Source organism: Paraburkholderia bryophila, from assembly GCF_003269035.1.
Taxonomy (GTDB): Bacteria; Pseudomonadota; Gammaproteobacteria; order Burkholderiales; family Burkholderiaceae; genus Paraburkholderia; species Paraburkholderia bryophila.
Genome location: NZ_QLTK01000025.1, coordinates 64,008 through 90,477 on the forward strand (window position 1 = coordinate 64,008; position 26,470 = coordinate 90,477).

Genomic DNA, 26,470 nt, shown 5'->3' on the forward strand with positions numbered 1-26,470 from the left:
ATCATGAAAAACACATTGAAGGGTGTCGGTGCGGCGTTGTGCGTCGCGCTGCCGTTGCTCACGCTGACGCAAGGCCTGGCCCATGCCGCCGCGCAACCGGGCGCACAGCCGGCCGATCCCGCGCTGGTGCAACGCGGCGCCTACCTCGCGAAGGTCGGCGACTGCGTGGCCTGTCACACGGCGCCGAAGGGCAAGCCGTTCGCGGGCGGCCTGCCGATGACCACGCCGATGGGCCAGATCTACACCACCAATATCACGCCCGATCCGACCACCGGCATCGGCGGCTATACGGAGGAAGACTTCGCGCGGGCGATGCGCGAAGGCGTCGCGAAAGACGGCCATAACCTGTATCTGGCCATGCCGTATCCGTCGTATGCAAAGGTGAACGACGACGACATGAAAGCGCTGTACGCGTATTTCATGGGCGGCGTGGCGCCGGTGCAGCAGGCCAATCGCGAAGCGGACATCAAATGGCCGCTGAACATGCGCTGGCCATTGAAGTTCTGGAACATGGTGTTCCTCGAGAAGGGCGCCTATCAGAACAAGCCGGGCAAGGACGTCGCCTGGAACCGCGGCGCGTATCTGATTCAGGGCCTCGGCCATTGCGGCTCGTGCCACACGCCGCGCGGCATCGCGTTCCAGGAGAAAGCGCTCGATGAAAGCGGCAGCGCATTTCTGACCGGCGGCCTGCTCGACGGCTGGTTCGCGGCGAATCTGACCGGCGAGCACAACGTCGGGCTGGGGCGCTGGAACGATCAGGATCTGCAGGCGTTCCTGAAGACCGGTGCGAATCGCCACGCGTCGGCGTTCGGTTCCATGACCAGCGTGATCAACAACAGCACGCAGGGCCTGAACGACACCGACCTCGCCGCGATGACGACGTATCTGAAGTCGTTGCCGCCGGCGGGCGGCAGCAACGCGCCGCCGTATGCGTACGATCCGCAGGCCACCAAGGTGTCGCTGAACCGGCCCGCGAACGACGCCGGGGCGCGCGTCTACACCGCGTATTGCATGCACTGTCACGGTGTCGACGGACGCGGCTTCGCGCCGATGCTGGCGCCGCTCGCGGGCAATCCGAACGTGCTCGAGAAAGATCCGTCGTCGCTGATCAACGTGACGCTGAACGGCACGGAAGACCTGGTGATCGGCGGCATTCCCGCGCCGTATCCGATGCCGAAGTACGCGCCGGTGCTCAACGACCAGCAGATCGCCGACGTGCTGAGCTTCGTGCGATCCGGCTGGAACAACGGCGCGCCGACGGTCAGCGCGGCCGAGGTGGCGAAGTTGCGCAAGTCGACGCAGGCGGCCCGGTAGCGATGCGGGCTTAACGGCACGGGAGATGGGCCGTAAAAAAAGCGGTAACCGTGTTCCTCACGGTTACCGCTTTTTCATTGAAGCCGCCTGATCGGAGCCTCAGCGATGCTGTCCGACCTTCTGCCGTTTCTCCAGCACCCGCGCGTACCACGTCAACGGAAAACACATCGCGAAGTAAATCATTGCGACCATGCCGTAGATCGGAAACGGGCGGAACGCGGCGTTGGTGATCATCGAGCCGGTCTTGGTCAATTCGGTGAAGCCGATAATCGACGCGAGCGCGGTGCTTTTCACGACCTGCACGAGAAAACCGACAGTCGGCGCCACCGCGATTTTCAGGGCCTGCGGCCAGACGATATAGCGTAACTGCTGGCTGAACGTCATGCCGAGACTCGCGCCCGCGGCCCACTGACCGCGCGGCACCGCTTCGACGCAGCCGCGCCAGATATCGACCAGATACGCGCTCGTATAAAGCGTCAACGTGACCGTTGCCGCGACCCAGGGCGACACGTCGACACCGAGCAGGGGCAAACCGAAGAATGCGAGGAAGAGCTGCATCAGCAGCGGCGTGCCCTGAAACACTTCGACGTACACGATCACCACGCGCCGCAGCCAGGCGATCGGCGACACGCGCATGGCGAGCAGCAGCAAGCCCACGATGCCGCCGCCCACAAATGCGATCAACGACAGCAGCACCGTCCAGCGTGCGGCAAGCAACAGGTTACGGGCAATGTCCCACAGCGTGAATTCGACCATGATCAACGCTCCGTGGGCAGGGTGCGGGCGCCGCGCCACATCAGGCGATTGCGCCAGTTGCGCGGCGCATTGCCGGTGCCATGGCTGTTGCTGTTGCCGCGAGCGGCCCGGCCCGCGAACAGGCCGCGCCCAAAGCGATTGAGCAGTTGCCGCAAAACGATCGACAACACCAGATACGTGATCGTAATAATCACGTAGCTCTCGAACGAACGGAAGTTACGCGACTGGATGAAGTTGGCCGCATACGTGAGATCGGGCACCGAGATCTGCGACACCACCGCCGAGCCGAGCATGACGATCAGCACCTGGCTCAGCAGCGCGGGAAATACGTTGGCGATCGCCTGCGGCAGCACCACGAAGCGGAACACCTGGCGCCCGTGCAAACCGAGCGCCTGGGCCGCCTGCACCTGACCGCGCGGAATCGAATCGATGCCGGCGCGCACGATCTCGATCGCGTAGGCACCGAGATTGACGGTCATGGCCAGAATCGCGGCCTGCACTTCGTCGATATGAATGCCGAGACTCGGCAAGCCGAAGAAGACGAAAAACAGCTGCACGATGAACGGCGTATTGCGGATCAGTTCCACGTAGCTCGCCACGATCCAGCGCGCCCACTTGGGCCCGGCCACCGCGATGCTCGCGCCGCCGATACCGACCAGACCGCCGAGCACGGTAGAGACCGCGGTGAGCCCGAGCGTGACGGCAGCGCCGCGCACGAGCATCCCCGCATAGAGGCCGAAGCCGCTGAAATCGAACGCATAAGTCATGGCGTGGCGCTCATCGTGAGGTCAGACTCCGGCGCGTTTGCAGGCCCTGGCCGCCCGTTGAAGGGACGCCTCGGGCCGGTCGCGCAAAAAAAGTTAGAGGTCGGCCGGCAGCGGCGCGCGCAGCCACTTCTGCGAAATCGCGTTCATGGTGCCGTCCTTGCGGGCCCGGGCAATCACGTCGTCGACTTTCTGCTTCAGACGCGGTTCGTTCTTGTTCAGACCGACGTGATCCGGCGAGCTGAACAGCGAGAATTTCTGCTCCGGATCGTTCGCGGGATGACGCGCGAGAATCGTGGCGCCGACGTCGTTGCCGACTACCATCAACTGTACCTGACCAGAAAGGAACGCCGATATTGCGCCGTTAGGATCGTCGAATCTTTTGATGTTGGCCGAGGGCGGGGCGATCTTGGTCACGCTCAGGTCTTCCAGCGTGCCGCGCGCCACCGAAATCGACTTGCCGGCGAGGTCGGCGGCGTTCTTCACGGGCAGCGACTTCGGACCGAACACGGCGAGGTAGTACGGCGCGTACGGTTGCGAGAAGTCGATGACCTTGTCGCGCTCCGGCGTCTGGCCGACTGAAAGCAGCATGTCGGCTTTGTGGTCGGCCAGATAGGCCATGCGGTTGTCGCCCGTCACCTGCACGAGTTCGACCTTGGCGTTGAGCGCCTTGCCGATCAGATTGGCGACGTCGATGTCGTAGCCTTGCGGCTTCATGTCCGGACCGATCGAGCCGAACGGCGGGTAATCCTCGAACACGCCGATGCGCACGGTGCCCGATTTAGCGATGCTGTCGAGCGCATCCGCATGGGCGGCCGACGAAAACGCGCACAGCGCGCCGAAGCCGGTGAAGGCGAGCGCGGCGGCGAGCGTCGCGAACACGCGGCGCGTGCTGGAGTGAGCGGCTTGAGCTTGGGTCATGGTCTTTTCCTCTGTCGGGTGGATCGGTATTGGAATAGGTTTTAGTGGGCGCGTGCGGCGATCAGCTTGCACGCATGCGACGGCAATTCCGCGAGCACCGGCATGCCGAGCGTGAGCCCCGGCGTTTCGCGCGGCGTGGTCGCGGCGGTCAGCGTGAAGCCGGCGCAATCGATCGTCGCTTCGAGCGACGCGCCGACGTCGCGGATAAACGTGACCGTGCCGGCCAGCCGGTTCGGCCCCGCGCTGTCCGAGGCCGGCTTGACGCACACGTCCTCGGGGCGGATCAGCAGACGAATGTCGCTGCCGGACGCCGGCATGCGCGCGTTGTGCGCCACGCTGATGCGCCGGCCGCCGGGCAGATTCACGCTACCGGCGCCATCGTAGGTGACGGGCAGGATATTGCCGAGCCCGATGAAATCCGCCACGAACTCGCTGACCGGATCGCGATAAATATCCAGCGGTTTGCCAACCTGCGCAATCCGGCCTTTCTCCATCACGACGATTTCGTCGGCCATGGTCATCGCTTCGCGCTGGTCGTGCGTGACCATGATGGTGGTGATGCCCAGGCGCTGTTGCAGCAGGCGGATCTCCACCTGCATCGCTTCGCGCAGTTTGGCGTCGAGCGCGGACAGCGGTTCGTCGAGCAGCAGCAGTTTCGGTTGCGACGCGATCGCGCGTGCAATCGCCACGCGCTGACGCTGGCCGCCGGAGAGCTGCGTGACCGGCCGGTTCGCCATATGCGGCAACTGGATCAGCGCCAGCAATTCGGCGACGCGCTGCGCCTGCCGGTCTTTCGCGGTCTTGCGCAATTTCAGCGGATAGGCGACGTTCTGCGCGACCGTCATGTGCGGAAACAGCGCGAGCGACTGGAACACCATGCCGAAGTCGCGTTGATTCGCCGGCAGACGGGTAATGTCGCGGCCGGCGAAATGAATGCTGCCGGAGGTCGGCGTTTCGAGGCCGGCAATCATTCGCAGCAACGTGGTCTTGCCGCAGCCGGACGGGCCGAGAAAGCACACCAGCTTGCCGTCGGGCACGCTCAGATCGACGCTGTCGACGGCCTGCGCCGCGCCGAAGCGTCGGGTCACGGCCTGCAAGGTCAGATGGGTCATCGAATGCTCCAGCAAAGAGGTGTGACGGATCGCTTTTCCAGCGCGGCGCTCAAAGCGCCACGCCTTCGTCGCCGACCAGCTTTTCGAGCAGCCAGATCAGCACGAAGTCGATCGCGACGATGAACACCGCGAAACAGAATACGGTGGGATCGAGCGACGACACCGTGCGGCTATACAGCCACACCGGCAAGGTCATCGTGTCGATGCCGTACAGAAAGAAGGTCACCGTGAATTCGTTGAACGAGACGATGAACGCGAACAGCATGCCGGCGAGAATGCCCGGGCGCATCAGCGGCAGGATCACGTCGACCAGCGCGCGCAGCGGACGCGCGCCCATCACGCAGGCGGCTTCCTCGAACTCCGGGCCGATCGCGGCGACCGAGGCCGCGCAATTCTTCACCGTGAACGGCAGCGCCAGAATCACGTGGGCGATGATCAGGCGGAACACGCCGAGCTCGACCGGCAGCACGTTGAACACCAGCAGCAGCGACAGGCCGAGCATCACCAGCGGATAAACCAGTGGCAACGCCACCAGCTGTTCGACCGCGGGCTTGCCGCGAAAACGGTAGCGGCTCAGCGCGTAAGCGGCGGGTACCGAAACGAGCGTGGCGATCAGCATGGTCGAGAGCGCAACGATCAGGCTGGTGCTCAACGCGGCGCCCATGGAGAGCGAGTCGCTCGCATCCGGCGACACGAAGCTGTGCCACGCCGCGCGATACCAGTGCAAGCCGTACGCGTGGGGCGGGAATTCGAGCGTGTCGGCGGCGCTGAACGACATGGTGATCATCGTCAGGATCGGCAGCGCGGCGAGAAACAGCACGATCGCGGCGAGCAGGGCGGCGGCCTTGCCGAGTTGGCCCGGCATGGTCGCGGCGGGCCAGCGCGGTAATAAGGGCTGACGGGGTTGCAGATCCGCGCGGCGAACGGGCGTGCTCATGCGTGAGGCTCCTCGGCGAGACGCTGAGTACGGCGCACGAGGCGCTGCGACAGCGCCATCACCGTCAGCGTGGCGATCATCAGAACGACGCCCGATGCGGACGCCGCCGGCCAGTTCAGCAAGGGCGCGACCTGATCGTGGACCAGCACGGCGAGCATCGGCACGCGCCGTCCGCCGAGCAGCAGCGGCACGGCAAACGCGCTGGCGTTGTAGGCGAACACCAGCAGCGCACCCGACACCAGACCCGGCATGGCGAGCGGCAACAACACGTGACGCAGCGTTTGCCAGCGCGTCGCGCCGAGCGTCGCCGCGGCTTCTTCATACGAGCGGGAGACCGCGCGCATCGCGCTGGACAGCGGCAGCACGGCGAGCGGAAAGGCGGTCTGGATCAGGCCGAGCAATACGCCGTTCTCGCGATACAGCCACATCAACGGGCGTTGAACGAGCCCACTGCCGAGCAGCGCGTGATTGAGCAAACCCGCAGGGCCGAGAATGATCAGCCAGCCATAGCCTTGCAGCAGCAGATTGACGAGCAGCGGCAGCAGCACGCCGGCCAGCAGCAGGCGGCGCGCGAGCCGCGATTGGGTGCGTGCCATGGCCAGCGCGACCGGAATGGCGAGCAGCACCGCGCAGATCATGCTTTGAAACGCGAGCTTCAACGTGAGCCACAGCGACTTCAGGAAGTAGCTGTCGAGCAGGTCGGCATAGTTTTGCAGCGTGAAGCCGTGCCACTCGTTGCCTTGCGTGCCGAAGCTCATGCGCAGCACCACCAGCGCCGCCGCGCCGAGCACGCCGAGAAACAGCAGGATCGGCGCGAGCAGCAACCAGGGCCGCGCTTTTTCCATCGCGGTGGCGGCGGGCGCGTCCGGTGCGAGAGAAGCGGCGGCGGGAGTCGCTTGCGACGCCGTCGAAGCACGCCGCGAAAAGCGCGCGAGCATCGGCGTCATGCCGAGAAGATTTCGGTGTAGCGCTTGATCCACGCCGGCTGCACGACGGCGAGCGCCTTGTCGTCATGCAACACGGCCTTCTCGGCAATCTGCTTCGGGCTCGGCACGAACGCGCGGCTCTCGACCGGAATCACCGCTTTCGAATTGACCGGGCCGTTCAGCACGTCGGCGGCCATGCGGCCTTGCACGCCCGCGTCGAGCGAATGGTTGATGAAGGCGTGGATCACGTCGCTGTCGGCCGGATGCGCTTTCGGAATCACCGTGAACATGAGTTGCGTGGCGAAGCCTTCTTTCATGCCATACGTCACACCCATCTTGTACTCGGGCTTGCGAATCTGGTCGGGGAAAAAGGCCGGCGAATAAATGCCGCCGATATCGAGCGAGCCGGTGCGGAACAGATCGGCCACCTGGTTCGGGTTCTCGCCGAGCGTCATCACGCGGTCTTTCAATTGCATCAGTTTCTTGAAGCCCGGCTCGATGTTCTGCTGCGAACCGCCGTTCATCTTCGCCGCGATGATCGCGAGGTCGACCGCTTCGGCCCATTCGGGCGGCGGCAGGAACAGGCGGCCGGCGTATTTGGCATCCCACAGCGCTTCGTACGAAGCCGGGGCGGTCTTGACCGTCGACGTGTTGTAGATCAGCCCATCCGACCACAGCAGATAACCCACGCCGAAACCGTTCGCGCCGGTGCGGTACTGCGGCGCGACGTCTTTCAGATTGGGCAGCTTGTCGAGGTCGGGCTTCATCAGCAGACCCGCGTCGCCGAGACCCGACGCCCCGACGCCAGCTAGCGTGATGACGTCGTAAGTGGGGCGCTCGCCGGCGGCCTTCACCTTGGCGACCATGCCCGAGGTGCCGTCGGCGCGGTCGGCGATCACCTTGCAGCCGGTCTTCGCGGTGAAGGTCTGGGCGATGTTGCGCAGCGCGGCGGCGCCGGTGTCGTCCGACCAGGTCAGCAGGCGCAAGGTCTTGCCGCTGAAGTTCTGTTCCTGCGCGCGCAGATTGACGAACGGCATCGGCAACGTGGAGGCCGCCAGCGCCGCGCCGATCGCCTTGATGGCCTGCCTTCTACCCCGTTTGATCTCTTGCATGGCGGTCTCCCGTGTTGAACGCCTGTTGCCTGATGAAAATCGCTGTGACCGCTGTGACCGCACCGCCCGGTTGCGCGGTGTGTTGATGCACTCTAGGTTTGCCAAAAACCCGCAACAAACGAAATATGCGCATGACGGCCATGACGGAATCTCATGCGCAGGCGCGGGCGCGGCGCGTGGGACAAATTCGTCATGCCTGGTTAGAGCGCCGAGGGTGGGGCGTACGAGGGTTAACGTCCACGATTCGGACGAGCTTGAGGCTCGCGTGGAGGTATGAGGAAAGCTCGGTTCTGGTGCGGCGGCTCAAGCGTCTTGCCCCGGCGTGGTGCGAGATGGCGCGTTCGGCGTGCCGTTTTTGCAATGGTATGAATTCGGCGCATGCAGGCAGGATGCGTTGGCCCTCGTGCGGACCGGTTCGATCGCGTATTCTGTGGGCTCGACAGCGAGTTGGGCGATGCACGCCATGCCGCCCGCACAATGACTTTTCCTGATCCCGGACCTCGCCGATGCGCCGCCTTCCACCACTCAACGCGCTGCAGATTTTTGAAACCGTCGCGCGCCATCGCAGCTTTACGCGCGCCGCCGACCACCTGTGTCTGACGCAAGGCGCGGTCAGCCGGCAGATCATCGCGCTCGAGGACTATTACAAGTTCCCGCTCTTCAAGCGTCATGCGAAAGGCCTGACGCTCACCGCCGAAGGCGAAATGCTGCTGCCTGCGGTGAAAGAGAGCTTCGCGCGCATCGAGGAGATTTCGTTGCGGCTCACGCGGCAGCGCACCGATCTCGCGCTGAAAGTGCCGACCTGCGTGATGCGCTGGATGCTGCCGAAAATCATGCGCTTCCAGGCCGAATATCCGGATCTGCATGTGCAGATCACCACCACCTGGCAGCACGACATCGACTTCCAGAGCGAACCGTTCGACGCCGCGATCATCTACGGCTCGTCGCCGGGCGCGGGCGTGCAGGCGGTGCCGTTGTTCGAGGAGCGTCTGACGCCGGTGTGCGCGCCCGATCTGCTGAAGGACAAGCCGCTCGCGCAGGTCGCGGACCTGGCGCGCCACACGCTGCTGCATCCCACGCGCGATCATCGCGACTGGAAGATGTGGCTCGCCAAGGCCAGCGAAGGCGACGCGGCGCATGCGCCGGCGATCGACGCCGAGCACGGCCCGAGCTTCGACACGCTCGACATGGCGACCAACGCCGCGCTACAGGGATTCGGCGTGGCGATCAGCGACCTCGCGCTGATCGACGAAGACGTGACGGCGCGACGCCTTGTGCGACCGTTCGATACGGTGTTGAAGACCGGCTGGCGCTATTACTTCGTGTATCCCGATTCGGTGGCGCACCAGCAGAAGCTGAATCTGTTCCGCGACTGGATCGCGGCGCATTGGGAGGAGTGATTTAGGTCAAAACGTCCGGTCAAAACGTCAACTCAAGGCGCGAACGACAGAAACAGATACGCCGCGAACAGCGACAGATGCACGGCGCCTTGCAGAATCGTGGTGCGCCCGCTGCTTAGCGTAAGCGTGCCGACCAGCAAGGTGAGGATCAGCAGCACGGTTTCCTTGCCGTCGATGCCGAGCATGAGCGGCTGGCCGTTCCACAAAAACACCGCGGCGACGGTCGGAATGGTCAGGCCGATACTGGCCAGCGCCGAGCCGAGCGCGAGATTCATGCTGTTCTGCAAGCGATCGGCGCGCGCGGCGCGTACGGCCGCGAGCCCCTCTGGCAACAGCACCAGCGCCGCGATCACGATACCCACCACCGCCGCCGGTGCGCCCGCGTTCTGTACCGCGGTTTCGACGATCGGCGACAGGATCTTCGCGAGCAGCACGACGGCGACGAGGCACACCAGCAGCAAGCCGCCGGCCGCGAGTGCGACGCCGACGCTCGGCGGCGCCGCGTGAACATCTTCGTCCGACGCATCGGCGAGAAAGTAATCGCGATGCCGCACGGTCTGCACGAACACGAACACGCCATACAGCACCAGCGACGACACGCCCGCAAACGCCAGTTGCGACGGCGACAGGATCGGGCCGACGCTGGTGGTCGTGTAGTTCGGCATGACGAGCGTCAGCACCGACAGCGACGCGAGCACGGCCAGCGCCGCCGAGGCGCCGCGGCTCTGAAAATCCTGCTCGCGATGTCGGATGCCGCCCACCAGCAAACAAATGCCGGCAATGCCGTTGCAGACGATCATGACCGCCGCGAACACCGTGTCGCGCGCGAGCCCGGCTTTTTCCGGACCGGACGTGAGCATGACCGAGACGATCAGCGCGACCTCGATCACCGTCACGGCCACCGCCAGCACCAGCGTGCCGAACGGTTCGCCGACCCGATGCGCGACCACTTCCGCGTGATGGACCGCCGTGAACACCGCGGCACACAGCGCCACGCCGACCAGCGCGAGCAGCAGCCCGTTGCCCGGCAGCGCATAGGCGAGCCCGAGCACGATCCACGCGACGAACGGGGCGGCAAGGGTCCAGCGGGGCAAAACGGTCGCGGGCGTGGTCATTCGGGCTTCCTTTTCGATGCTTGTAGGGGACGACGGCAAACAGCCGACGTCTGGCGCTTGACGCGAGCGCGAATGCTAACGCATCGTGTCAACAATCCGCTCTAACACATTAAATTATAAAGGATAGTTTTTGCGGCCAGCGCTCGATCTCAGGGGCGTGGCGCGGCCTTGGCGCAATCCTCGCGCAGAGGTCTCGACGGCCCATAAACGGAAACGGGCGCCAACGCGTTGTGATAACGCATTGGCGCCCGCGTAGAGCCGGCGACGGCTCGACTACGCTTACTGTCCGACCGGACGGATCGTCAGTGCGTTCTTGACCGACGTCACGCCAGCCACGCCTTGCGCGGCCGTCGTGGCCAGGTCGACCTGCTGCTGCTCAGGCACGGAACCGGCGAGCGTCACTGCACCGCCGCGCGCGCGCACGGTGATGTTGTTGACGCTCAGGCCCTTGGTCTTCGCCAGTACGCCGCGGACCTTGCGGCCGAGCGCACGGTTCGCTGACTTGGCTTGCTTGGCGGACGGCGCCGACGATGCAGCCATCGGGGCCGCGGCCGTCGCGTCGCTGCTCTGCGCATTGGCATTGAGGGACGCCAGAACGATCAGCGCGCCGCCGACCATCTTGATTGCCGTGAATGCTTTCATTCAACTTTCTCCTGTTGTCATGGATACGACGATCCCCGGATGGGGATGTGACCTTCAACTGCGGATACATCGGGATCGACACTGAATGGAACGGTGCTGCGGGTCGTGCGAAGGCTTTCAAAATGCCTGCTGATTCAGGCCGACCGAGCCACGCGAAAGCCGTCGAAGGCTGTGCCGCAGGCCGGAAACACACGATACTCCAATTAGTGCCATGGTGATTGCGATGGTGCCAGGAAATGAGGTTCTGGTACAACGAATCGGCCGATCGCAACAGAGCGATGGCGTCGTATTGCTGATTGCAACCGTGCCGAGCCGATACGCGCGCACTAAAAACAGGATCGACCGCATGCAAAAGCCGTTGCTGCCCATCGTGCCATTGCTTCGTGACGAATTACCGCTCGACACGATCGAACTGGCGCGTTTCATGATCGGCAAATATCTCGTGCGCGACGTGCCGGAAGGGCGCATGAGCGGGCGGATCGTCGAAACCGAAGCGTATCCGCTCGGCGATTCGACCAGTCACGCGTTTATCGGCCGTCGTCCATACAACCTGCCGATGTTTCTCGCACCGGGCTTTGCCTATGTGCGGCTTACGTACGGCGTGTCTTACATGCTCAATATGTCCGCCGAAGCGGAAGAGATCGGCGCCGGGATTCTGTTTCGTGCGATCGAGCCGCTCGAAGGTCTGCCGCTGATCGAAGCGCGCCGCCCCGGCGTGCCGTTGCGCGACCTCGCGCGCGGGCCGGGGCGGCTGACCACCGCGCTCGGCATCGGGCCGTCGTTCAATGGCTGTGATCTGTGCCGTGGGCGCGACTTGTGGATCGGGGCGATCGAGCGCGGCCAGACACCGATCGGCGTGACGACGCGCATTGGACTGTCGCGGGAAATGCATCGGCCGCTCAGGTTTTTCGAGCCCGGCAGCGCGTTCGTGAGCGGGCCGCGAAAACTGCTGTTGCCCGCGTCAAACGTTACGACGAAGCGGACGAAAAAATGACCGCGCGATGAGTGGGGCACAGGTCACTCTGTCCGGCTCGGGATGCGTTTCGATACTTCATACACAAAATGTTACGATCCCGACAATTATTACGGTAAATCGAGGGCATTGCGTCAGCTTTTCGGTGATTCAATGCGCATTCTTGCGAATACAACAATTATGTATCTCTGAATCAAGGGTTTTCCCGCGCTGCTTCGGTGTCTAGACTGAAGTCACTCGCTTCTCACAGGTGTGACGGGCGAAGCCAAAAAACCAGATCTGGAGGTAAGCCATCATGAAGTCGCTCATCAAGGCAGTCGCCATCGCAGCCGTTCTCGCCGCTCCCGTTGCAGCGTTCGCTCAAGCGAGCCAGCAACCCGTGACCCGCGCCGACGTCCGCAATCAATTGATTCAGCTGGAACAGGCCGGCTACAACCCGGCCAATAGCAGCGACCCGACCTATCCGGCCGACATTCAGGCGGCTGAACGCCGTGTCGACGCGCAGAATCCGGCCATCGCGCAAACCCAGGAACCGGTTGCCGATACCAGCGGCTACGGCGGCGCGACGAGCGGTTCGTCGCAAGCGGGTGGTGTGGTTCAGCCGATGTCGGGTGCGAAGTCGGTGTATTTCGGTAACTGATCCGGCCGCACAGCCTGGAATGAAAGGCGTTAAAGACGTCAAAGACGTAAAGCCGTTGAAGGTTTAGCAGTATTTGCGCCGTCAGCGACGGCGCACATCGCATCGCGAAGCGATTCAGCTTCGACGACGATAGAAAGACATAGGCGTGAATTGAATTCGCGCGCGCGATCCGACGATGGGGTCACGCGCCGCGGAACCCAGTTCAAAGAACCTCCGCTGCCGCAAGGTAGCTTCGCCCAACCTGTTGAAGGATTGGGCTTTTTTTGCGTTCCGGTTGAGCAGCAGCGGGTGCGCGCGCCAGGGGTTCCTTCAGGGCCGCTCGCCGTGAATATAGAACTCGAGTTGCTGAATGGTGAACTGCTGTTCGGCGATGATGTTCTTCACCAGGTCGCCGATCGACACCATGCCGATCAGCCGGTCGTTCTCGATTACCGGTAAGTGCCGCATGCGCCGCTCGGTCATCAGCGCCATGCAGTCGTCGGTGGTCTGGTCGGGCCGCACGAAACGCACTGCCTTACTCATGATGTCCCGCACCGGCGTGGCCTTCGACGAACGATCCATCAGCACGACCTTGCGCGCATAGTCGCGCTCCGTGACGATGCCGGCGATGCTGTCGCCGTCCGTCACGACCAGCGCGCCGATCCCTTTCTCGGCCATCAGCTTGATCGCGTCGTAGACGGAATCGTCGGCCGCGACCGTAAAAACGACGGTGTTATCAGGTTTAGTTTTAAGAAGCTGTGCAACGCTTGTCATGGAGCGGCTCCGTTTCGCAGTGCAGCATGCCGGCGTGGCGTGCTGTCGTGAGGGACAGGCCATTCCAGTATAGGCGTGGCGCGCTATCGGGATACCCGGGAATACCTGTGGCGCGTCAGGCGTTCTACACATAAGCGCGGTCCAGCACACCAACACACCAACGCCCATCCGTGCGATCCGCATGGGCATAGGATGCGTCATGCCGTTTAGCGATAAACTCCTGTCTCATATCTAATCTCCCGGTTGATCGGGTTCATGTCAGCACCACTGTCTAACGCCATGCTCACGTCTCACGATCCGTCGCCCGCAGCAGACGGCGCACTCAACAACAACGGCGAATGCGTCATTCTCGACGCTACCGCCACGCTCCCCACGCGCTACGGCACGTTCACCTCGTACGTGTTTCGCGTGTGCGAAAGCGGCGCCGAACATCTCGCGCTCGTGATGGGCGATGTCGCCAATCAGTCGTCCGTGCTGACGCGCCTGCATTCCGAATGCCTGACGGGCGACGTGCTCGGCTCCTACCGTTGCGACTGCGGCGAACAGCTCGACCTCGCGCTGCGCTATATCGCCGCCGAAGGCTGTGGTGTGTTGCTGTATTTACGTGGTCACGAAGGCCGCGGCATCGGGCTGTCGAACAAGATCCGCGCGTACGCGCTGCAGGAGCAGGGGCGCGACACGGTCGAGGCCAATCTCGATCTCGGCCTGCCGGACGATTCGCGTGAATACGATTCGGCGGCCGGCATTCTGCGCACGCTGAAGGTGACCTCGGTGCGTCTGATGAGCAACAATCCGGAGAAGTTCGACACGCTGTCGAAGCACGGTATTCCGGTGTGCGAGCGCGTGGCGCTGGCCATTCCGATGCGCGAGGAAAACGAGCGGTATATCCGCACGAAGCAGGTCAAGTTCGGCCACTATTTCGACGAAAACGAATAAGCGGTTCACGCGCGCCGGCCGCCGTGGGTAAAACACGGCGGCCGGCGTTTTTGCGTGGTTTTCGTCAATTTGTTGTGGGTTCGTTGGGCTGTGCGGCGGGTGTTATGTCGCGTTGCGTTGCGTTGCGTTGCGTTGCGTCGCGTTGTGTCGATACAAGCGCGCCGCACGATAAGACGTTGCGCACACAGCGCGATCAGAACAGGCCGAAGTCGTCGTTGCTGTCGGGAATGGCGTTGAGCACGTCCCGCAGCGCGTGCCAGCCCAACCATCCCAACAGACCGAGCGATAGCGCCAGCCAGCGGCGCGCGTTTGTTTGCGCTTGCGCGCGGTTCAGCGGCGTTCGGTATTTCACGGACGTGCGCGATTTCATCGAAGCGCGCAGCAAAGGGCAAGTGTGCATGCTGTCTGTCTCTCGTGATGCGCGCCGTTAGCGCGAGACGGTGGTCGATGCCGCCGTCGCTGAATTTGCGGCGTTGGAAGCGATTGCCGTTGTCGATTCAGCGGCATTAGCGGCATTAGCAGTACCAGCCGCGGTCGCCGCCTCAGCCGTCGCAGCAGTCTTACCCGCCGCCACTGCCGCCAAAGCCGCCACCGCCGCCGGCAAAATCCCCGCCAACGCCTGCGCCAGCGTCGTTGCCCCGAAATACCGTTCACTGACGTCCTTCTCGACATCGATACGGCCCGCGTTATGCGCGTCGTACAGATCGACGATCAGCCGTGCGTGCTGCTCGCCGAGACCGGCCGCTTGCAACATCGCGTTCCACTCGCCGCGCGGCACTTCGCGCGCAATCACCTGCCTGTGCGCCAGATCAGCGACCGTGCGCGCAACCTCGAACGCGCTGACGCGCTGCTCGCTTTCGATACTCACCACGCGCGGCGACACGTTCAGCGCGCGATCGTCGAGCAGCAGTTCGGCGGCGAGCACACCCACGTCCTGCGCGGCGACCGTCGGATACAGCTTGCTCACCGGATGATGCAGGCTCGGCAGCACTCCGCGCGCAAGCATCAAGGGCAGCATGCGCGCCCAGTTGTGCATGTGCTCGGCGGCGCGCAGGAAGGTCAGTTGCGTGTCGACGGTTTTTAGCTGCGTTTCAAGGTAGTGGAACAGCGTCGAGATGCCCGTGCCGCTCGCGTGTTCCGCGCCGTAGTCCGAGAGCGCGAGAATTCGCTGCGGCGGATTGGCCTCCAGCGCGTCGACGCTCGAGTTGATCATGCGGCGCATTTCAGCAGCCGGATCGGCGTGCGCGCGTGGCACCGGACACAATATCTGCACGGCGTACGCACCCTCGATGGCGCGCGCCACCGACGCCGTATCGAGCAGATCGGCCAGCGCGATCTCACAACCGATCCGCGCGAGCGACTCGCCTTGCTTGCGGTCGCGGACCACCGCGCGCACCGCGTGACCGGCTTCGCGCAAGACCGTTGCCGTCACTGTGCCGACCTGGCCGGCGGCTCCAAAAATCACGAACATGTTGATCTCTCCTGGTCCCATGCAAGGGTGTGTGGATCGGTTGCATGGCGTCATCCTAGAGAGACGGCGGCGGAAAAACGCGCAGGCGGGGATCGCATTGCGCAGATTCGGATGATGGTTTGCATTGCGGCGCTGCAACACGCGAGCCGGATCGCGTCGCGTCGTGCGTCGCCGCAAAAACCCCGGCACAATGCACGCACCCAGGCCGCCATCCACGAGGCACGCAATGAACGCCGTGACACCGATCCCGCCAGCGCACAGCGGCTCCCGCATCGCCCTGCGTTCCAGCAAATCGCTAGGTTGGCAGGGCTTCGGCGCGGAACTGGTCAATGTGTCGGCCGGGCTGCATCGGGTGCCGGCGTTCAAGCATCATCGGGTGGGCGTGCATGTCGGCGCGCCGGTGCGGGCGCGTTGCCTGTGCAACGAGCGCCGTTCTTCGCGCATTCAGGCGCATGGCGACGCTGACGTGATTCCCGCGGGACTCGACGGGCAGTGGACCGACGAGACCCCTTGCACGATTTTCAGCGTATGGATCGGTGAGGCCTTCGCGCAGCGTACCGTCGAGCAGTTGGCCCTGAAGTCCGCGGACGCGCAACTCCGGCCGCAATTCCAACTGCGCGATCCGCGTTTTCAGCATCTGGCGTGGGCATTGCGCGCCGAACTCGAAGCCGATGAAACCTCTGATCCGCTGTACGCCGAAAGCCTCTGCACGGCGATGGTGGTGCGCCTGATCGGCGCTGCGCCGACGCTCGACGACAAGCGCCGCACACTCGCGCCGATCATGGCCACGCGCGTGATCGATTTCATCGAAGCGCATCTCGATCAGCGTCTCACGCTCGACCAACTGGCCGCGCTGACGTCGTTGAGTGTGCCGCATTTCAAGGTGCTGTTTCGCGAAACGCTCGGCATGCCGGTGCATCAGTACGTGGTGCGGCGGCGCGTCGAACGGGCCCGCTCGCTACTGTTGCAAGGCAAGCTCAGTGCGAGTCGGATTGCGCTGGAAACGGGCTTCGCACACCAGAGTCACATGGCGCATTGGATGGTCCGTTTGCTGGGCGTCACGCCGCGCGAACTCGTCAAGTCAAGTGCGAATGCACGCAGCATGGTCGAGGTCGACACGTTAAATGCCCGCCGCATTGCAACAGCGCGATAAACGTTCGAAACGCACTGCAGCATGCGGAGTTTGGAGTTTGCGCTCTATTGCCGCCGATCGATTTGTATCGCTAAATACCCGGACTTTGCAACCGGAGGCCGTACATGTCGAAATCGAAGGGTTCCCGCTTTGTCGCCTGGGCAATGGCTGCTGCACTGACTCAGGCGCCGCTCGCGTTGCTGCTGACATTCGCTACGCCTGCCGGCATGGAGCGCGCAGTGGCCGCGACCGCAACGGCCAACGCCAGCGCCGATCATTACGCGGCCACGCGCTATCCGATCATTCTCGTGCACGGTCTTGCCGGCACCGACAAATACCTCGGCGTGCTCGACTACTGGTACGGCATTCAAGCCGATCTGCAGCAGCATGGCGCCACCGTGTACGTGGCGAATCTGTCGGGCTTTCAAAGCGACGACGGTCCGAACGGGCGGGGCGAGCAATTGCTCGCGTACGTGAAACAGGTGCTCGCGGCCACCGGTGCGCAGAAAGTCAACCTGATCGGCCATAGTCAGGGCGGTCTGACTTCGCGCTATGTCGCCGCGGTCGCGCCGGATCTCGTCGCTTCGGTGACGACCATCGGCACCCCGCATCGCGGCTCGGAATTCGCGGACTTCGTCGAAGGCGTATTGCAAAAGGACCCGACGGGTCTGTCCACGCCGATCATCGGTGCGTTCGCGAATATCTTCGGGATCCTGACGAGCAGTACGAACAACACCAATCAGAATGCGATAGCCGCGCTGCAAACGCTGACCACGGCAAACGCGGCGGCTTTCAATACGCGTTATCCGAGCGCTGGGCTCGGCGCTCCCGGCTCGTGTCAGACCGGCGCGGCGACCGAAACGGTCAACGGCAACACGCATCTGCTGTATTCGTGGGCGGGCAGCGCGATTCAGCCGACGTCCGTGCTCGGCATTCCGGGCGCCACCGACACCAGCGTTGCGCTGGTCGATCCGGCGAACGCGCTGGACCCGTCGACGCTCGTGCTGTACGGCACTGGCACGGTGATGCTGACGCGTCAGTCGGGGCAAAACGACGGACTCGTGTCCGTGTGCAGTGCGCTCTACGGCAAGGTGCTCGGCACCAGCTACAAGTGGAACCACCTCGACGAGATCAACCAGTTGCTCGGCGTGCGCGGCGCGAATGCGGAAGACCCGGTCGCGGTGATCCGTACGCAGGCCAACCGGCTGAAGACGCAAGGCGTTTGAGCGGATGGCGCGAGACGAACGGCAGCGAGGCGGCGCGCGCAAGCAATGGGTCGCCTATGTCACGGTCGGTGTGATATCGGCCGGCGCGGCGCTGTGGGTGAATCGCGCGCCGACCGTGCGTCACGAGTCCGTGACGCGGGCGGGGCTGGCGGGCAGCGCCGCGCAAACGGCGCCTGCGTTGGGGCAAGACCCGAACGCGTCGGCGGCGGGCGCGCTGCCGGCTTCGCTCGACGGTTCGTCGCCGCCGCAGTTGCCTAGCGACGGTCGCGGTCATCTGGCGCGCACGCGAGCGGTGCGCGATTTCTTCGACTATTTCCTGACGACGCAGAACGAAATCCCTGCCGCGACGCTCGACGCGCTGGTGCACCGGCAGATCGCCGCGCAAGTCGACGGCACGCCGGCCGCGGACGAAGCGCTCGATGTCTGGCAACGCTACAACGCCTATCTGAGCGCGGTGGGCAAGCTGCCGCAAACATCGTCCTTATCGGCACCAAGCGGCGCGAAGCCCAATCTCGACGCGTTGCAACTCGAACTCGATCAGCGCGATGCCTTGGGCACGCGGCTTATGGGCGAATGGAACGCGCCGTTCTTCGGCGCGGAGTCGCAGCAGCAACATACGGATCTGGCGAGGTTGAGAATCGCGTCGGATGCTTCCTTGAGCGATGCGCAGAAAGCGGCCCGTCTCGCGGCGCTGGATGCCACGCTGCCGCCCGAAGTGCGCGCCGCGCACGAGCGCATCCGTCAGCAGCAGGCCGCGCTCGACACATTGAGCCAGGCGCAAGCGCAGGCACAGAAGCAGGGCGGCTCGCTCGACGCGATGCGAGCGCAGATCACGCAGACACTCGGACCCGAAGCAGCGGAACGCGCGGTGAAAATGCAGCAGGCCGACAACGCCTGGCAGGCGCGCTATGCCGACTACGCCAATCAGCGCGCGCAAATCGACAAACAGAACTTGCCGGCGCAGCAACGGGACGCGCAGGTCACGCAGCTGCGCCAGCAGTTCTTCACCAATCCCAGCGACGCCATGCGCGCGGCGTCGCTCGATCGTGGCAGCGGTTCCGGCGGTTGAGGTCGCCCTCCCTCACCCCGGCGTAGCCCCCGTCAATTGCGAATACACGTCGTGCGATAGCTGCAACAACTGCTTGCGATCGATTCCACCCGACACCGCATAGCCAAAGTCGCCGTCGACCCAATAGAACACGTTTACCGGCCCGTCCTGATACAGCTTGAACGCGGTGGTGTTCGAATTCACCTTGCGATGCGAGATGCACAGCGTCACGCGCTCGCCGTTCGGCCCGCGATACATGAACTGCGCGGTCGGGCCATCGGCGCCGGGCAACAGCCGGCCGCCCGACAGATCGAAGCCGCTCTTCGACAATACCGGCGGATGCACGTTGGTGCCGAGCCGGTTCGACAGCCACTGCACGAAGTCCTGCTCGTGGTCGGCGTTCATGTCGGCGGGGCGGTCGACCGCGGGCATATAGACCACGTGCGCGATCGCCGCCTGGCGCGCGAACATTTCGCTGCTGTCGGCGCTAACCGGACGCGTATCCGAATGGCTCGCGCCCATCGGCATCACGACGTCCTGGCCCATATGCGTGCCCACCCCGATACCGATCCCCAGCACCAGCGCCGCCGCCATCCCCGCGAACTGCGGCCAGTTGGCGGCCATGCGCCAGCGGCGCGGCGCGGGCGCCTGCAGGCGCTTGGGCACGGGTTCGCTCAGCACGCGGTCGTAGCGCTCGTGGAACATGCTGTTGAGCGAGAAATAATCGCTGACGCGCGCGGCCAGCTCGGGGTTCTGTTCGAGCGCGCGTTCCACCTCGACACGTCGTTCGTCGGACAGCGTGCCGTCCACGTAGGCGTGCAGGTCTTCTTCGCCGATCGGCATGGATTGGTCGCTCATCGCACCACCTGTAATCTTGCACCGGGCTGCGTGCCCGCCATCAACGCCCGCAGCCGCTCGCGGCCGCGCGACAGACGCGACATCACCGTGCCGAGCGGAATATTCAACGCGAGCGCCACGTCGGCATAGCTCATTTCTTCGAGGCCCACCAGCAGCACGACTTCGCGCTGTTCCATCGGCAGGCGTTGCAGCGCGTAGTCGAGATCGCGCATTTCCAGCGAACGCGTCTGGTCGGACGGCACCGCGAATTCGCTTTCGTGGACGCTGTCGTCGTCGACCGCCACGTGAACGGCGCGGGCCGACGCCTTGCGCGCCTGATTGGCGAAAACGTTGTGCATGATCGTAAACAGCCACGCGCGCAGATCGGTGCCGGGCTGGAACATGCCGGTGCGGCCGAGCGCGCGTTCGAGCGTGTCCTGGACCAGGTCGTCGGCGAGGTCGCGATTGTTGATCAGCGCCCGCGCATAGCGCCGCAAACGCGGCACATGCTCCATCAACTCGTCACGGACATCCATGGTTCATCCCAATCGTGGGGCTTGTGTGAGGCGGCAGACCGGCACGCGCGAGGCGCGCGACCGATGGTATTTGACTGCTAACACGCTTGCGCCGAGTTTATTCCGTTGCGTTGCATAAAAGAAATCAGCGAGCAAGAAGCGGCCGTGTTCATCGCACGGTCATGGCGTCGGCGGCGCGCATCAGGCCGTGGGTGCGAGCGTCGCCCGCGACCACGAAACGCTGCCGCTGCGCGGTCCAGCCAAGCAGCCGCAGATCGCCGATGCGCCGCGCGGCCCACTGCGGCCGGTCCGCCGCCAGCAGCGCGAGGGTCGAGATCAGCACCACCGGCTGGTTGTCGCCGTTCAGATAGACGAATTCGCTGGCGCGCTGAAACGGGCCGAGCGACAGCACGCGCTGGTCGACGAGCCGCAGGCCGATTGCCGACAGATTCGGCGCGGCGGGGTCGGCGCGGGTCGGCGACATCGCGGGAAACGGTGCCGCGGCGGTTTCGGCCAACGCCATGACGGCGGCGTTGTCGAGCGCGGGCGCGGACACCTGGGAAGCGGCGAGCCAGCCGCTCGCGGCCGCCACCGTCAGGAACAGCGCGGCCAGCGTGTTGAGCAGGCGGTTGGGGCGCATCGGGCCGCTTGCGCGTTCGCGCCCGCCGCGTGAGTCCCTGGCACGCTCCGGCGCGGGTTCGTCGGTGGTTTGAAAGGCCGCCTGGATCTGCGCGTTGAGCCGGCCGTAAAACGCCACCCGGCGTGCCTCGGCCGGCTCTTTACCCAGATAGTCCCGCAGGAACGCGGCGCGTTCCGGCGTCAAGGTGCCGTCGGCATAAGCCTGAATGTCGGCTTCGGAAAGCGGCGAGTCGGGCGGGGCGTGGGTCGAGGTCATGGTGTCGGTGTGCGTCGAAGGGGTGCCGAAGGAGCATAAAAGGTCGGCTATCGAGGAGGCGAACACAGGGCGGGGCGTGTTTATTCCATCGATTCCCCATGATGCGCGCGCGATTTTTTTTGTGCGTGGCGACGCGAGCTAACCCACTCGACGCACCTTTTATTCCCACCTGGAAATTTGTTTTTTATCGAGCGTGAACGCAGGAATAAAAGCCCGCAACGTGTGGTTCTCCCTCATGCAAACCTGCACAACACTCTTAGGAGTTCATCATGAAGAAGATCGCTTTCGCCGCTTTGTCCGTCGCTATTCTCGCTACCTCGTCGGGCGCTTTCGCACAAGCCAAGACGCGCGCTCAGGTCTACCAGGAATTGATCACGGCACAACAGAACGGCCTGAATTACGTGACCGATACGTCGTATCCCGAAGTGAATCCCATCTTCGCGCAGCAGGTCGAGCAGCATAAGCAGGCGCTCGCGGCCGAAGCTGCTCGTGCGGCCGACACCGGCGGCGTCGCGAGCGGCACCGCGGAGTCGGGCCGCGTCAACTGAATGTGCCGGCTACCGGCGCGACGACCGAACGGGCGCGCCGGAAGTCGATTGGAATAGATCGCTGAATTGTGTGTTAGCCGGTCAGTGCATCTATCCGAGCAACCAGGAGGCTTCGTGCCCAAACCCCCCGTTCCCGTTCCCGTTTCTGTTTCCGGGTCAGTCTGCGTGCCGTGCCGGCTCGCCGCGATCGGCGCTGTCGTGCTGACACTCGCCGGCGGTTTCGCGTACACCGCAGGTTGGCTGAGTCCCGCGCGTCTGACCACCTCGCGCATCGTCAACACGTTTCAGGCGGCTGCGGGGCAGCCGCATCCGGGCTACCGGCGCAATCATGCGAAAGGCCTGTGCGTGGAAGGCTATTTCGATAGCAATGGCGACGGCGCGGTGCTGTCGAGCGCGGCCGTCTTTGCACCCGGCCGCACGCCGGTCACGGGACGCTTTGCGATTCCCGGCGGCAATCCGTCCGCACCGGATACGAGTACGCCCGTGCGCAGCCTGGCCTTGCTGTTCCAGTTGCCGAACGGCGAACAGTGGCGCACCGGCATGAATTCGACCCCCGTGTTCGCGGTGCATACGCCGGAGCAGTTTTATCAGCAGTTGCTGGCGGCCAAACCCGATCCGGCGACCGGCAAACCCGACCCCGCCAGGCTCAAGGCGTTCTACGCCGCGAATCCCGAGACGCAGCCGTTTCAGGCATGGGTGAAGGGGCATCCGCCTTCGTCGAGTCTGGCCAATGGCGCGTACTACGGCATCAACGCGTTCCTGTTCACCGAACGTTCGGGCAATACGCGCGCGGTGCGCTGGGCGATGGTGCCCGACACGCCGTATGCGCCGATCACCGACGCGCAAAAGGCCGCCAAAAATTATCTCGCGGCCGATCTGAATCAGCGCCTCGACGCCGGACCGTTACGCTGGCATCTGATCCTGACCGTCGCGCAACCGGGCGACCCGACCGGCGACGCCACGTTGCAATGGCCCGACGATCGTCAGCATATCGACGCCGGTACGCTGGTGCTCGAACACACCACGTCGCAGGAAGACGGGACGTGTCGCGACGTCAACTTCGATCCGACTGTGCTGCCGTCCGGCATCAGGCCGTCCGACGATCCGCTGCTCGCGGCGCGCTCGGCAGCGTACGCGGTGTCCTATCAACGCCGCACCCGCGAAGAGGCATTGAATCCCGCATTGCATCGAACCCAGGCCAACGGAGACCGCTCATGACGCCGACGCGCACCCATTTCAGTCCGCTCGCGCGCCTGCTGCACTGGCTCATGGTGCCCTTGATCCTCGCGATGCTGTTTATCGGCGTGGGCATGGTCGCGACCGTTTCGCGCGCGCACAGCACGCTGATCGCGATTCACAAACCGCTCGGCCTGGCGTTGCTGCTGCTGGTGGTGCTGCGCGTGGGCGTGCGCCTCATGCGCGGCAGCCCGCCGTTGCCTGACGACATGGCCGCGCCGCAGCGCTTCGCGGCCAAAGCGTCGCACCTCGTTCTGTACGCGTTGATGGCGGCGATGCCGTTGATCGGCTGGGCGATGCTGTCGGCCGCGGGTTATCCGTTGCCGCTGCATCTGCCGCCGATCGCGCCGCACAACGTCGCGCTATTCGCGTTGTTGCACGCGTTGCATACGTGGCTCGCGTTGGTGTTGTTCGCGACCGTTTTGCTGCATCTCGCGGCGGCGCTATTTCATGGGCTGATCCGCCGCGACGTGGTGTTGTCGAGTATGGCGCGCAGCGGACGTTAGGCGGGGCGTCGAGGGTGGAAGTCGGGTCGGACGTTAGGCCCCGACGTCACGCCCCGAGGTCACGCCTTCACCCGCTCCGAACGTGGGTCGTAGGGCGCCTTCAGGTGCAAGGTTGCCGGCAGCAGATCGCCGGCGACGTCGATGGCGTACGTGCCGCCGTTCAGATACGCGGCATCCGCGACGCCATCCGGATGATTCACGTAGCCCATCGCCACCGGGCAGCCGAGCGTGTGTCCGAACGCCGCCGAACTCACGAAGCCGACCGGTTCGCCGTTGCGCAGAATCGCTTCGCCGCCCCACAGCATGTGGTCAGCGGCGTTGTCGGCGGTCAAGACGACCATGCGTCGACGCAGCGGTTCGGCGCGCAGTTTCAGCAGTGCGTCGCGACCGCGGAACGGGATGTCCTTATCGAGCTTGCACGCGAACGACAGGCCCGCTTCGAACGGATTCGTGTCCGGCGTGAGTTCGCGGCCCCATGCGCGATAACCTTTCTCGATCCGCAGCGAGTCGATCGCGTAGTAGCCCGCGTTGACGAGGCCGAACGCTTGGCCGGCTGCGTGCAGCGTCTCGTACACGCCAACCGCGAATTCGACCGGCACGTACAGCTCCCAGCCGAGTTCACCGACGTAGGTGAGGCGCGTGGCGCGCACCGTCGCATAACCGAGATCGACCTCGCGGCTCTGGCCGAAGGCGAACGCCGCGTTGCTCCAGTCCGCCTTCGACACGCTTTGCAGCAACTCGCGCGAACGCGGGCCCATCACGGCGAGCACCGCGTACTGGCCGGTCACGTCGACCAGCGTGCAATGCTTGTCGCGCGGAATCGCCTTGTCGATCATGTCGAAGTCGCGCGTGGTTTGAGCGGTGCCGGTGACGAGCAGGTATTGATCGTCGGCCAGACGCGTGAGCGTGAAGTCCGACTCGTACGCGCCGCGCTCGTTGAGCATGCCGGTGTACACGGTGGTGCCGGGCGGCACGTCGACGTCGTTCGCGACGAGGCCTTGCAACACGTCTTGCGCGTCGCGCCCCTTGACCAGAAATTTGGAGAACGACGTCATGTCGAATAACGCCACGCCTTCACGGCACGCGCGATGTTCGGCGCCGCTCCACGGCAGCCAGTTCTGCTGGCCGAACGCGTAGTCGATCTTCGCCTCGCCGGGCGTCGGCGCGAAAAAGTTGGCGCGCTCCCAGCCCATCTTGCTGCCGAAGCACGCGCCGTCGTCACGCAGCAGCCCATAGAGCGGCGAGCGGCGGAACGGTCGCGCGCTGTCGAGTTCGCGATTCGGCCAGGGCATCGCGTAGTGCAGGCCGAGCGTTTCCTTCACCCGGTCGTGCAACCACGTATCGTTGCCGTTGAAACGCGCGAAGCGGCGGATGTCGACCGGCCACAGGTCCATGGTCGGCTCGCCCGCCACGATCCATTCGGCGAGCGCCATGCCGGCGCCGCCCGCCGACGCGATTCCCATCGAGTTGAAGCCCGCGCCGACGAAAAAGCGCCGCAATTCAGGCGCTTCGCCCAGCATGAAGTTGTTGTCCGGCGTGAACGATTCGGGGCCGTTGTAGAACTGCCGGACCTGCGCCGTTTCGAGCGCGGGCACGCGTTGCAGCGCGTTTTCCATCAGGATCTCGAACTGGTCCCAGTCGTCGGGCAGCAACTGGAATTCGAAGTTGTCGGGGATACCGTTCATGCCCCACGGTTTCGCGTCCGGCTCGAAGCCGCCCATCACGAGGCCGCCCACTTCTTCCTTGAAGTAGATGAAGCCGTCCGGGTCGCGCATGACCGGCAGATCTGGATGCACGCCGGGAATGCGCTCGGTGACGATGTAGTAATGCTCGGCCGAGTGCAGCGGCACGGTGACGCCGCACAGGCGGCCGACGGCTTTGGCCCACTGACCCGCGCAATTCACCACGATGTCCGCGCCGAGTGTGCCTTCTTCGCCTTCCTTGTTGCGCCACGCGAGGCCGCTGACCTCGCGCACGCCGTTCGCCTGGTCGCCTCGACCGGTGCGCGTGTGGATCGCGGTTACGCGGGTGTTTTCGACGATGCGCGCGCCACGCGTACGGGCGCCGCGGGCCAGGGCCTGGGTCAGATCGGTGGGATTCGCCTTGCCGTCGCCGGGCAGCCAGACCGCGCCGAGCAGGTCGTCGGTGCGCATGACCGGCCACAGATCGCCGGCTTCGCGCGGGCCGATCACGTCGCACGCCACGCCGTAAGCGCGCGCGACCGCGGCGGTGCGCTTGAGTTGCGTCATCCGCTCGGCCGTGCGGGCAACCGACAGCGAGCCGCACTGCTTCCAGCCGGTCGCGAGGCCGGTGTCGGCTTCGAGTTCGGCGTAGAGCGCGGTCGAATAGCGGATCAGCTTCGTCATGCTTTCCTGCGCGCGCAACTGGCCGACGAGGCCGGCTGCGTGCCAGGTCGTGCCGCACGACAACTGCCCCTGTTCGAGTAGCACGACGTCGGTCCAACCCAGCTTGGTCAGATGGTAGGCCACCGAGCAGCCGATGATCCCGCCGCCGATGATGACGACGCGAGCGTGGGAGGGAATGGGTGTGGACATGTGTTGATATGCATGGTTTTGATGTGCGTAGAATGCGACAAAATTTTGTAAAAAGCAACGGTCGATGGGGTTTGTCGATATTAGAATTGATGCTGACGGTCGATCTGGCGCTCCCATATCGATGCGTGGCTTTATGTGGGTATGCGTTGAAGTAAACTGGCAAAAATCGTTGTATTTGCTAGACTCGATCGCTCACTATC

The 26,470-nt window shown here is 64.4% G+C and carries 26 protein-coding genes and 1 pseudogene; 11 read left to right on the top strand and 16 right to left on the bottom strand.

From position 1 onward, the window contains the following. Positions 1-3 precede the first annotated feature (3 nt). Positions 4-1,314 (top strand): c-type cytochrome, encoded by a 1,311-nt coding sequence (locus tag BX591_RS27480; RefSeq protein ID WP_111934475.1) that lies wholly within the window; start codon positions 4-6, stop codon positions 1,312-1,314. 99 nt (positions 1,315-1,413) lie between these two features. Here BX591_RS27480 and BX591_RS27485 read toward each other — a convergent pair whose 3' ends face one another. The 7 genes from BX591_RS27485 to BX591_RS27515 all read right to left on the bottom strand — a co-directional run bounded on the left by BX591_RS27485 (position 1,414) and on the right by BX591_RS27515 (position 7,842). Next, positions 1,414-2,070 (bottom strand): amino acid ABC transporter permease, encoded by a 657-nt coding sequence (locus tag BX591_RS27485; protein ID WP_111934476.1) that lies wholly within the window; start codon positions 2,068-2,070, stop codon positions 1,414-1,416. A 2-nt stretch (positions 2,071-2,072) separates the two neighbouring features. Then, positions 2,073-2,837, bottom strand: coding sequence for an amino acid ABC transporter permease (locus BX591_RS27490; protein ID WP_111934477.1), 765 nt, complete (start codon positions 2,835-2,837; stop codon positions 2,073-2,075). A gap of 93 nt (positions 2,838-2,930) precedes the next feature. Further along, positions 2,931-3,755 (bottom strand): transporter substrate-binding domain-containing protein, encoded by an 825-nt coding sequence (locus BX591_RS27495; RefSeq protein WP_111934478.1) that lies wholly within the window; start codon positions 3,753-3,755, stop codon positions 2,931-2,933. Positions 3,756-3,796: 41 nt separating this feature from the next. Further along, a complete protein-coding gene (locus tag BX591_RS27500) occupies positions 3,797-4,867 on the bottom strand; it encodes an ABC transporter ATP-binding protein (RefSeq protein ID WP_111934479.1) in 1,071 nt (356 codons plus the stop codon). A 49-nt stretch (positions 4,868-4,916) separates the two neighbouring features. Further along, complete coding sequence (locus BX591_RS27505; protein WP_111934480.1) at positions 4,917-5,804, bottom strand: ABC transporter permease; 888 nt, start codon at positions 5,802-5,804, stop codon at positions 4,917-4,919. Then, entirely contained in the window at positions 5,801-6,751 is a 951-nt protein-coding gene (locus BX591_RS27510) for an ABC transporter permease (RefSeq protein ID WP_111934481.1), read from the bottom strand. The genes BX591_RS27505 and BX591_RS27510 overlap by 4 nt, the downstream gene beginning before the upstream one ends. Next, positions 6,748-7,842: an ABC transporter substrate-binding protein gene (locus BX591_RS27515; protein WP_111934482.1), complete on the bottom strand. Its 1,095-nt coding sequence runs from the start codon at positions 7,840-7,842 to the stop codon at positions 6,748-6,750. Before BX591_RS27515 ends, BX591_RS27510 begins: the two co-directional genes overlap by 4 nt. 506 nt (positions 7,843-8,348) lie before the next feature. On the opposite strand from BX591_RS27515, the gene BX591_RS27520 reads away from it, so the two are divergent. Then, positions 8,349-9,242, top strand: a complete 894-nt coding sequence (locus BX591_RS27520) for a LysR substrate-binding domain-containing protein (protein ID WP_111934483.1) — start codon at positions 8,349-8,351, stop codon at positions 9,240-9,242. A 32-nt stretch (positions 9,243-9,274) separates the two neighbouring features. On the opposite strand, the gene BX591_RS27525 is transcribed toward BX591_RS27520, so the two are convergent. Further along, complete coding sequence (locus BX591_RS27525; protein WP_111934484.1) at positions 9,275-10,357, bottom strand: calcium:cation antiporter; 1,083 nt, start codon at positions 10,355-10,357, stop codon at positions 9,275-9,277. Between the two features lie 279 nt (positions 10,358-10,636). Then, positions 10,637-10,999 carry a BON domain-containing protein gene (locus BX591_RS27530; protein WP_111934485.1) on the bottom strand — a complete coding sequence of 121 codons (363 nt, stop codon included), beginning with the start codon at positions 10,997-10,999 and terminating at the stop codon, positions 10,637-10,639. Between the two features lie 346 nt (positions 11,000-11,345). On the opposite strand from BX591_RS27530, the gene BX591_RS27535 reads away from it, so the two are divergent. Together BX591_RS27535 and BX591_RS27540 are read left to right on the top strand one after the other, a co-directional pair. Continuing rightward, a complete protein-coding gene (locus BX591_RS27535) occupies positions 11,346-11,993 on the top strand; it encodes a DNA-3-methyladenine glycosylase (protein ID WP_111934522.1) in 648 nt (215 codons plus the stop codon). 274 nt (positions 11,994-12,267) lie between these two features. Beyond that, positions 12,268-12,612 carry a DUF4148 domain-containing protein gene (locus tag BX591_RS27540; RefSeq protein ID WP_111934486.1) on the top strand — a complete coding sequence of 115 codons (345 nt, stop codon included), beginning with the start codon at positions 12,268-12,270 and terminating at the stop codon, positions 12,610-12,612. A 309-nt stretch (positions 12,613-12,921) separates the two neighbouring features. On the opposite strand, the gene BX591_RS27545 is transcribed toward BX591_RS27540, so the two are convergent. Then, the gene (locus BX591_RS27545; protein WP_111934487.1) at positions 12,922-13,365 is read right to left on the bottom strand and encodes a CBS domain-containing protein; all 444 of its coding nucleotides are present in this window, start codon (positions 13,363-13,365) and stop codon (positions 12,922-12,924) included. A 279-nt stretch (positions 13,366-13,644) separates the two neighbouring features. On the opposite strand from BX591_RS27545, the gene ribA reads away from it, so the two are divergent. Further along, positions 13,645-14,301 (top strand): GTP cyclohydrolase II, encoded by a 657-nt coding sequence (gene ribA / locus BX591_RS27550; RefSeq protein WP_111934488.1) that lies wholly within the window; start codon positions 13,645-13,647, stop codon positions 14,299-14,301. 193 nt (positions 14,302-14,494) lie between these two features. Here the strand turns inward: ribA and BX591_RS36605 are convergent, their stop codons facing one another. Continuing rightward, entirely contained in the window at positions 14,495-14,653 is a 159-nt protein-coding gene (locus BX591_RS36605) for a hypothetical protein (RefSeq protein WP_244147135.1), read from the bottom strand. A 222-nt stretch (positions 14,654-14,875) separates the two neighbouring features. After that, positions 14,876-15,772 (bottom strand): annotated as a pseudogene (locus BX591_RS27560) (NAD(P)H-binding protein); the annotation flags it as partial. 226 nt (positions 15,773-15,998) lie between these two features. Between BX591_RS27560 and BX591_RS27565 the strand changes: the two are divergent. The 3 genes from BX591_RS27565 (at position 15,999) to BX591_RS27575 (ending at position 19,199) form a co-directional block, all read left to right on the top strand. Continuing rightward, positions 15,999-16,925, top strand: coding sequence for an AraC family transcriptional regulator (locus BX591_RS27565; RefSeq protein WP_111934491.1), 927 nt, complete (start codon positions 15,999-16,001; stop codon positions 16,923-16,925). Positions 16,926-17,029: 104 nt separating this feature from the next. Further along, complete coding sequence (locus BX591_RS27570; protein WP_111934492.1) at positions 17,030-18,130, top strand: triacylglycerol lipase; 1,101 nt, start codon at positions 17,030-17,032, stop codon at positions 18,128-18,130. A 4-nt stretch (positions 18,131-18,134) separates the two neighbouring features. Next, a complete protein-coding gene (locus BX591_RS27575; protein ID WP_111934493.1) occupies positions 18,135-19,199 on the top strand; it encodes a lipase secretion chaperone in 1,065 nt (354 codons plus the stop codon). A gap of 12 nt (positions 19,200-19,211) precedes the next feature. Here BX591_RS27575 and BX591_RS27580 read toward each other — a convergent pair whose 3' ends face one another. The 3 genes from BX591_RS27580 to BX591_RS27590 all read right to left on the bottom strand — a co-directional run bounded on the left by BX591_RS27580 (position 19,212) and on the right by BX591_RS27590 (position 21,425). Further along, positions 19,212-20,036 carry an anti-sigma factor family protein gene (locus BX591_RS27580; protein ID WP_111934494.1) on the bottom strand — a complete coding sequence of 275 codons (825 nt, stop codon included), beginning with the start codon at positions 20,034-20,036 and terminating at the stop codon, positions 19,212-19,214. Next, positions 20,033-20,551: a sigma-70 family RNA polymerase sigma factor gene (locus tag BX591_RS27585; protein WP_111934495.1), complete on the bottom strand. Its 519-nt coding sequence runs from the start codon at positions 20,549-20,551 to the stop codon at positions 20,033-20,035. The genes BX591_RS27580 and BX591_RS27585 overlap by 4 nt, the downstream gene beginning before the upstream one ends. A gap of 148 nt (positions 20,552-20,699) precedes the next feature. Continuing rightward, positions 20,700-21,425, bottom strand: a complete 726-nt coding sequence (locus tag BX591_RS27590) for an anti-sigma factor family protein (protein WP_111934496.1) — start codon at positions 21,423-21,425, stop codon at positions 20,700-20,702. Between the two features lie 269 nt (positions 21,426-21,694). Here BX591_RS27590 and BX591_RS27595 point away from each other — a divergent pair, with 269 nt between their 5' ends. The 3 genes from BX591_RS27595 to BX591_RS27605 all read left to right on the top strand — a co-directional run bounded on the left by BX591_RS27595 (position 21,695) and on the right by BX591_RS27605 (position 23,715). Continuing rightward, complete coding sequence (locus BX591_RS27595; RefSeq protein WP_111934497.1) at positions 21,695-21,973, top strand: DUF4148 domain-containing protein; 279 nt, start codon at positions 21,695-21,697, stop codon at positions 21,971-21,973. Between the two features lie 114 nt (positions 21,974-22,087). Then, positions 22,088-23,191 carry a catalase family peroxidase gene (locus BX591_RS27600; RefSeq protein ID WP_167444627.1) on the top strand — a complete coding sequence of 368 codons (1,104 nt, stop codon included), beginning with the start codon at positions 22,088-22,090 and terminating at the stop codon, positions 23,189-23,191. Continuing rightward, complete coding sequence (locus BX591_RS27605) at positions 23,188-23,715, top strand: cytochrome b (RefSeq protein ID WP_111934499.1); 528 nt, start codon at positions 23,188-23,190, stop codon at positions 23,713-23,715. The genes BX591_RS27600 and BX591_RS27605 overlap by 4 nt, the downstream gene beginning before the upstream one ends. A gap of 59 nt (positions 23,716-23,774) precedes the next feature. On the opposite strand, the gene BX591_RS27610 is transcribed toward BX591_RS27605, so the two are convergent. Continuing rightward, a complete protein-coding gene (locus BX591_RS27610; RefSeq protein WP_111934500.1) occupies positions 23,775-26,270 on the bottom strand; it encodes a GcvT family protein in 2,496 nt (831 codons plus the stop codon). Positions 26,271-26,470 lie beyond the last annotated feature (200 nt).

What these genes read in the sequence shown, in the direction of transcription:
- BX591_RS27480 (WP_111934475.1), top strand. Translation starts at nt 4, where the DNA reads ATGAAAAACACATTGAAGGGTGTCGGTGCGGCGTTGTGCGTCGCGCTG.
- BX591_RS27485 (WP_111934476.1), bottom strand. Translation starts at nt 2,070, where the DNA reads ATGGTCGAATTCACGCTGTGGGACATTGCCCGTAACCTGTTGCTTGCC.
- BX591_RS27490 (WP_111934477.1), bottom strand. Translation starts at nt 2,837, where the DNA reads ATGACTTATGCGTTCGATTTCAGCGGCTTCGGCCTCTATGCGGGGATG.
- BX591_RS27495 (WP_111934478.1), bottom strand. Translation starts at nt 3,755, where the DNA reads ATGACCCAAGCTCAAGCCGCTCACTCCAGCACGCGCCGCGTGTTCGCG.
- BX591_RS27500 (WP_111934479.1), bottom strand. Translation starts at nt 4,867, where the DNA reads ATGACCCATCTGACCTTGCAGGCCGTGACCCGACGCTTCGGCGCGGCG.
- BX591_RS27505 (WP_111934480.1), bottom strand. Translation starts at nt 5,804, where the DNA reads ATGAGCACGCCCGTTCGCCGCGCGGATCTGCAACCCCGTCAGCCCTTA.
- BX591_RS27510 (WP_111934481.1), bottom strand. Translation starts at nt 6,751, where the DNA reads ATGACGCCGATGCTCGCGCGCTTTTCGCGGCGTGCTTCGACGGCGTCG.
- BX591_RS27515 (WP_111934482.1), bottom strand. Translation starts at nt 7,842, where the DNA reads ATGCAAGAGATCAAACGGGGTAGAAGGCAGGCCATCAAGGCGATCGGC.
- BX591_RS27520 (WP_111934483.1), top strand. Translation starts at nt 8,349, where the DNA reads ATGCGCCGCCTTCCACCACTCAACGCGCTGCAGATTTTTGAAACCGTC.
- BX591_RS27525 (WP_111934484.1), bottom strand. Translation starts at nt 10,357, where the DNA reads ATGACCACGCCCGCGACCGTTTTGCCCCGCTGGACCCTTGCCGCCCCG.
- BX591_RS27530 (WP_111934485.1), bottom strand. Translation starts at nt 10,999, where the DNA reads ATGAAAGCATTCACGGCAATCAAGATGGTCGGCGGCGCGCTGATCGTT.
- BX591_RS27535 (WP_111934522.1), top strand. Translation starts at nt 11,346, where the DNA reads ATGCAAAAGCCGTTGCTGCCCATCGTGCCATTGCTTCGTGACGAATTA.
- BX591_RS27540 (WP_111934486.1), top strand. Translation starts at nt 12,268, where the DNA reads ATGAAGTCGCTCATCAAGGCAGTCGCCATCGCAGCCGTTCTCGCCGCT.
- BX591_RS27545 (WP_111934487.1), bottom strand. Translation starts at nt 13,365, where the DNA reads ATGACAAGCGTTGCACAGCTTCTTAAAACTAAACCTGATAACACCGTC.
- ribA (WP_111934488.1), top strand. Translation starts at nt 13,645, where the DNA reads ATGCTCACGTCTCACGATCCGTCGCCCGCAGCAGACGGCGCACTCAAC.
- BX591_RS27565 (WP_111934491.1), top strand. Translation starts at nt 15,999, where the DNA reads ATGAACGCCGTGACACCGATCCCGCCAGCGCACAGCGGCTCCCGCATC.
- BX591_RS27570 (WP_111934492.1), top strand. Translation starts at nt 17,030, where the DNA reads ATGTCGAAATCGAAGGGTTCCCGCTTTGTCGCCTGGGCAATGGCTGCT.
- BX591_RS27575 (WP_111934493.1), top strand. Translation starts at nt 18,135, where the DNA reads ATGGCGCGAGACGAACGGCAGCGAGGCGGCGCGCGCAAGCAATGGGTC.
- BX591_RS27580 (WP_111934494.1), bottom strand. Translation starts at nt 20,036, where the DNA reads ATGAGCGACCAATCCATGCCGATCGGCGAAGAAGACCTGCACGCCTAC.
- BX591_RS27585 (WP_111934495.1), bottom strand. Translation starts at nt 20,551, where the DNA reads ATGGATGTCCGTGACGAGTTGATGGAGCATGTGCCGCGTTTGCGGCGC.
- BX591_RS27590 (WP_111934496.1), bottom strand. Translation starts at nt 21,425, where the DNA reads ATGACCTCGACCCACGCCCCGCCCGACTCGCCGCTTTCCGAAGCCGAC.
- BX591_RS27595 (WP_111934497.1), top strand. Translation starts at nt 21,695, where the DNA reads ATGAAGAAGATCGCTTTCGCCGCTTTGTCCGTCGCTATTCTCGCTACC.
- BX591_RS27605 (WP_111934499.1), top strand. Translation starts at nt 23,188, where the DNA reads ATGACGCCGACGCGCACCCATTTCAGTCCGCTCGCGCGCCTGCTGCAC.
- BX591_RS27610 (WP_111934500.1), bottom strand. Translation starts at nt 26,270, where the DNA reads ATGTCCACACCCATTCCCTCCCACGCTCGCGTCGTCATCATCGGCGGC.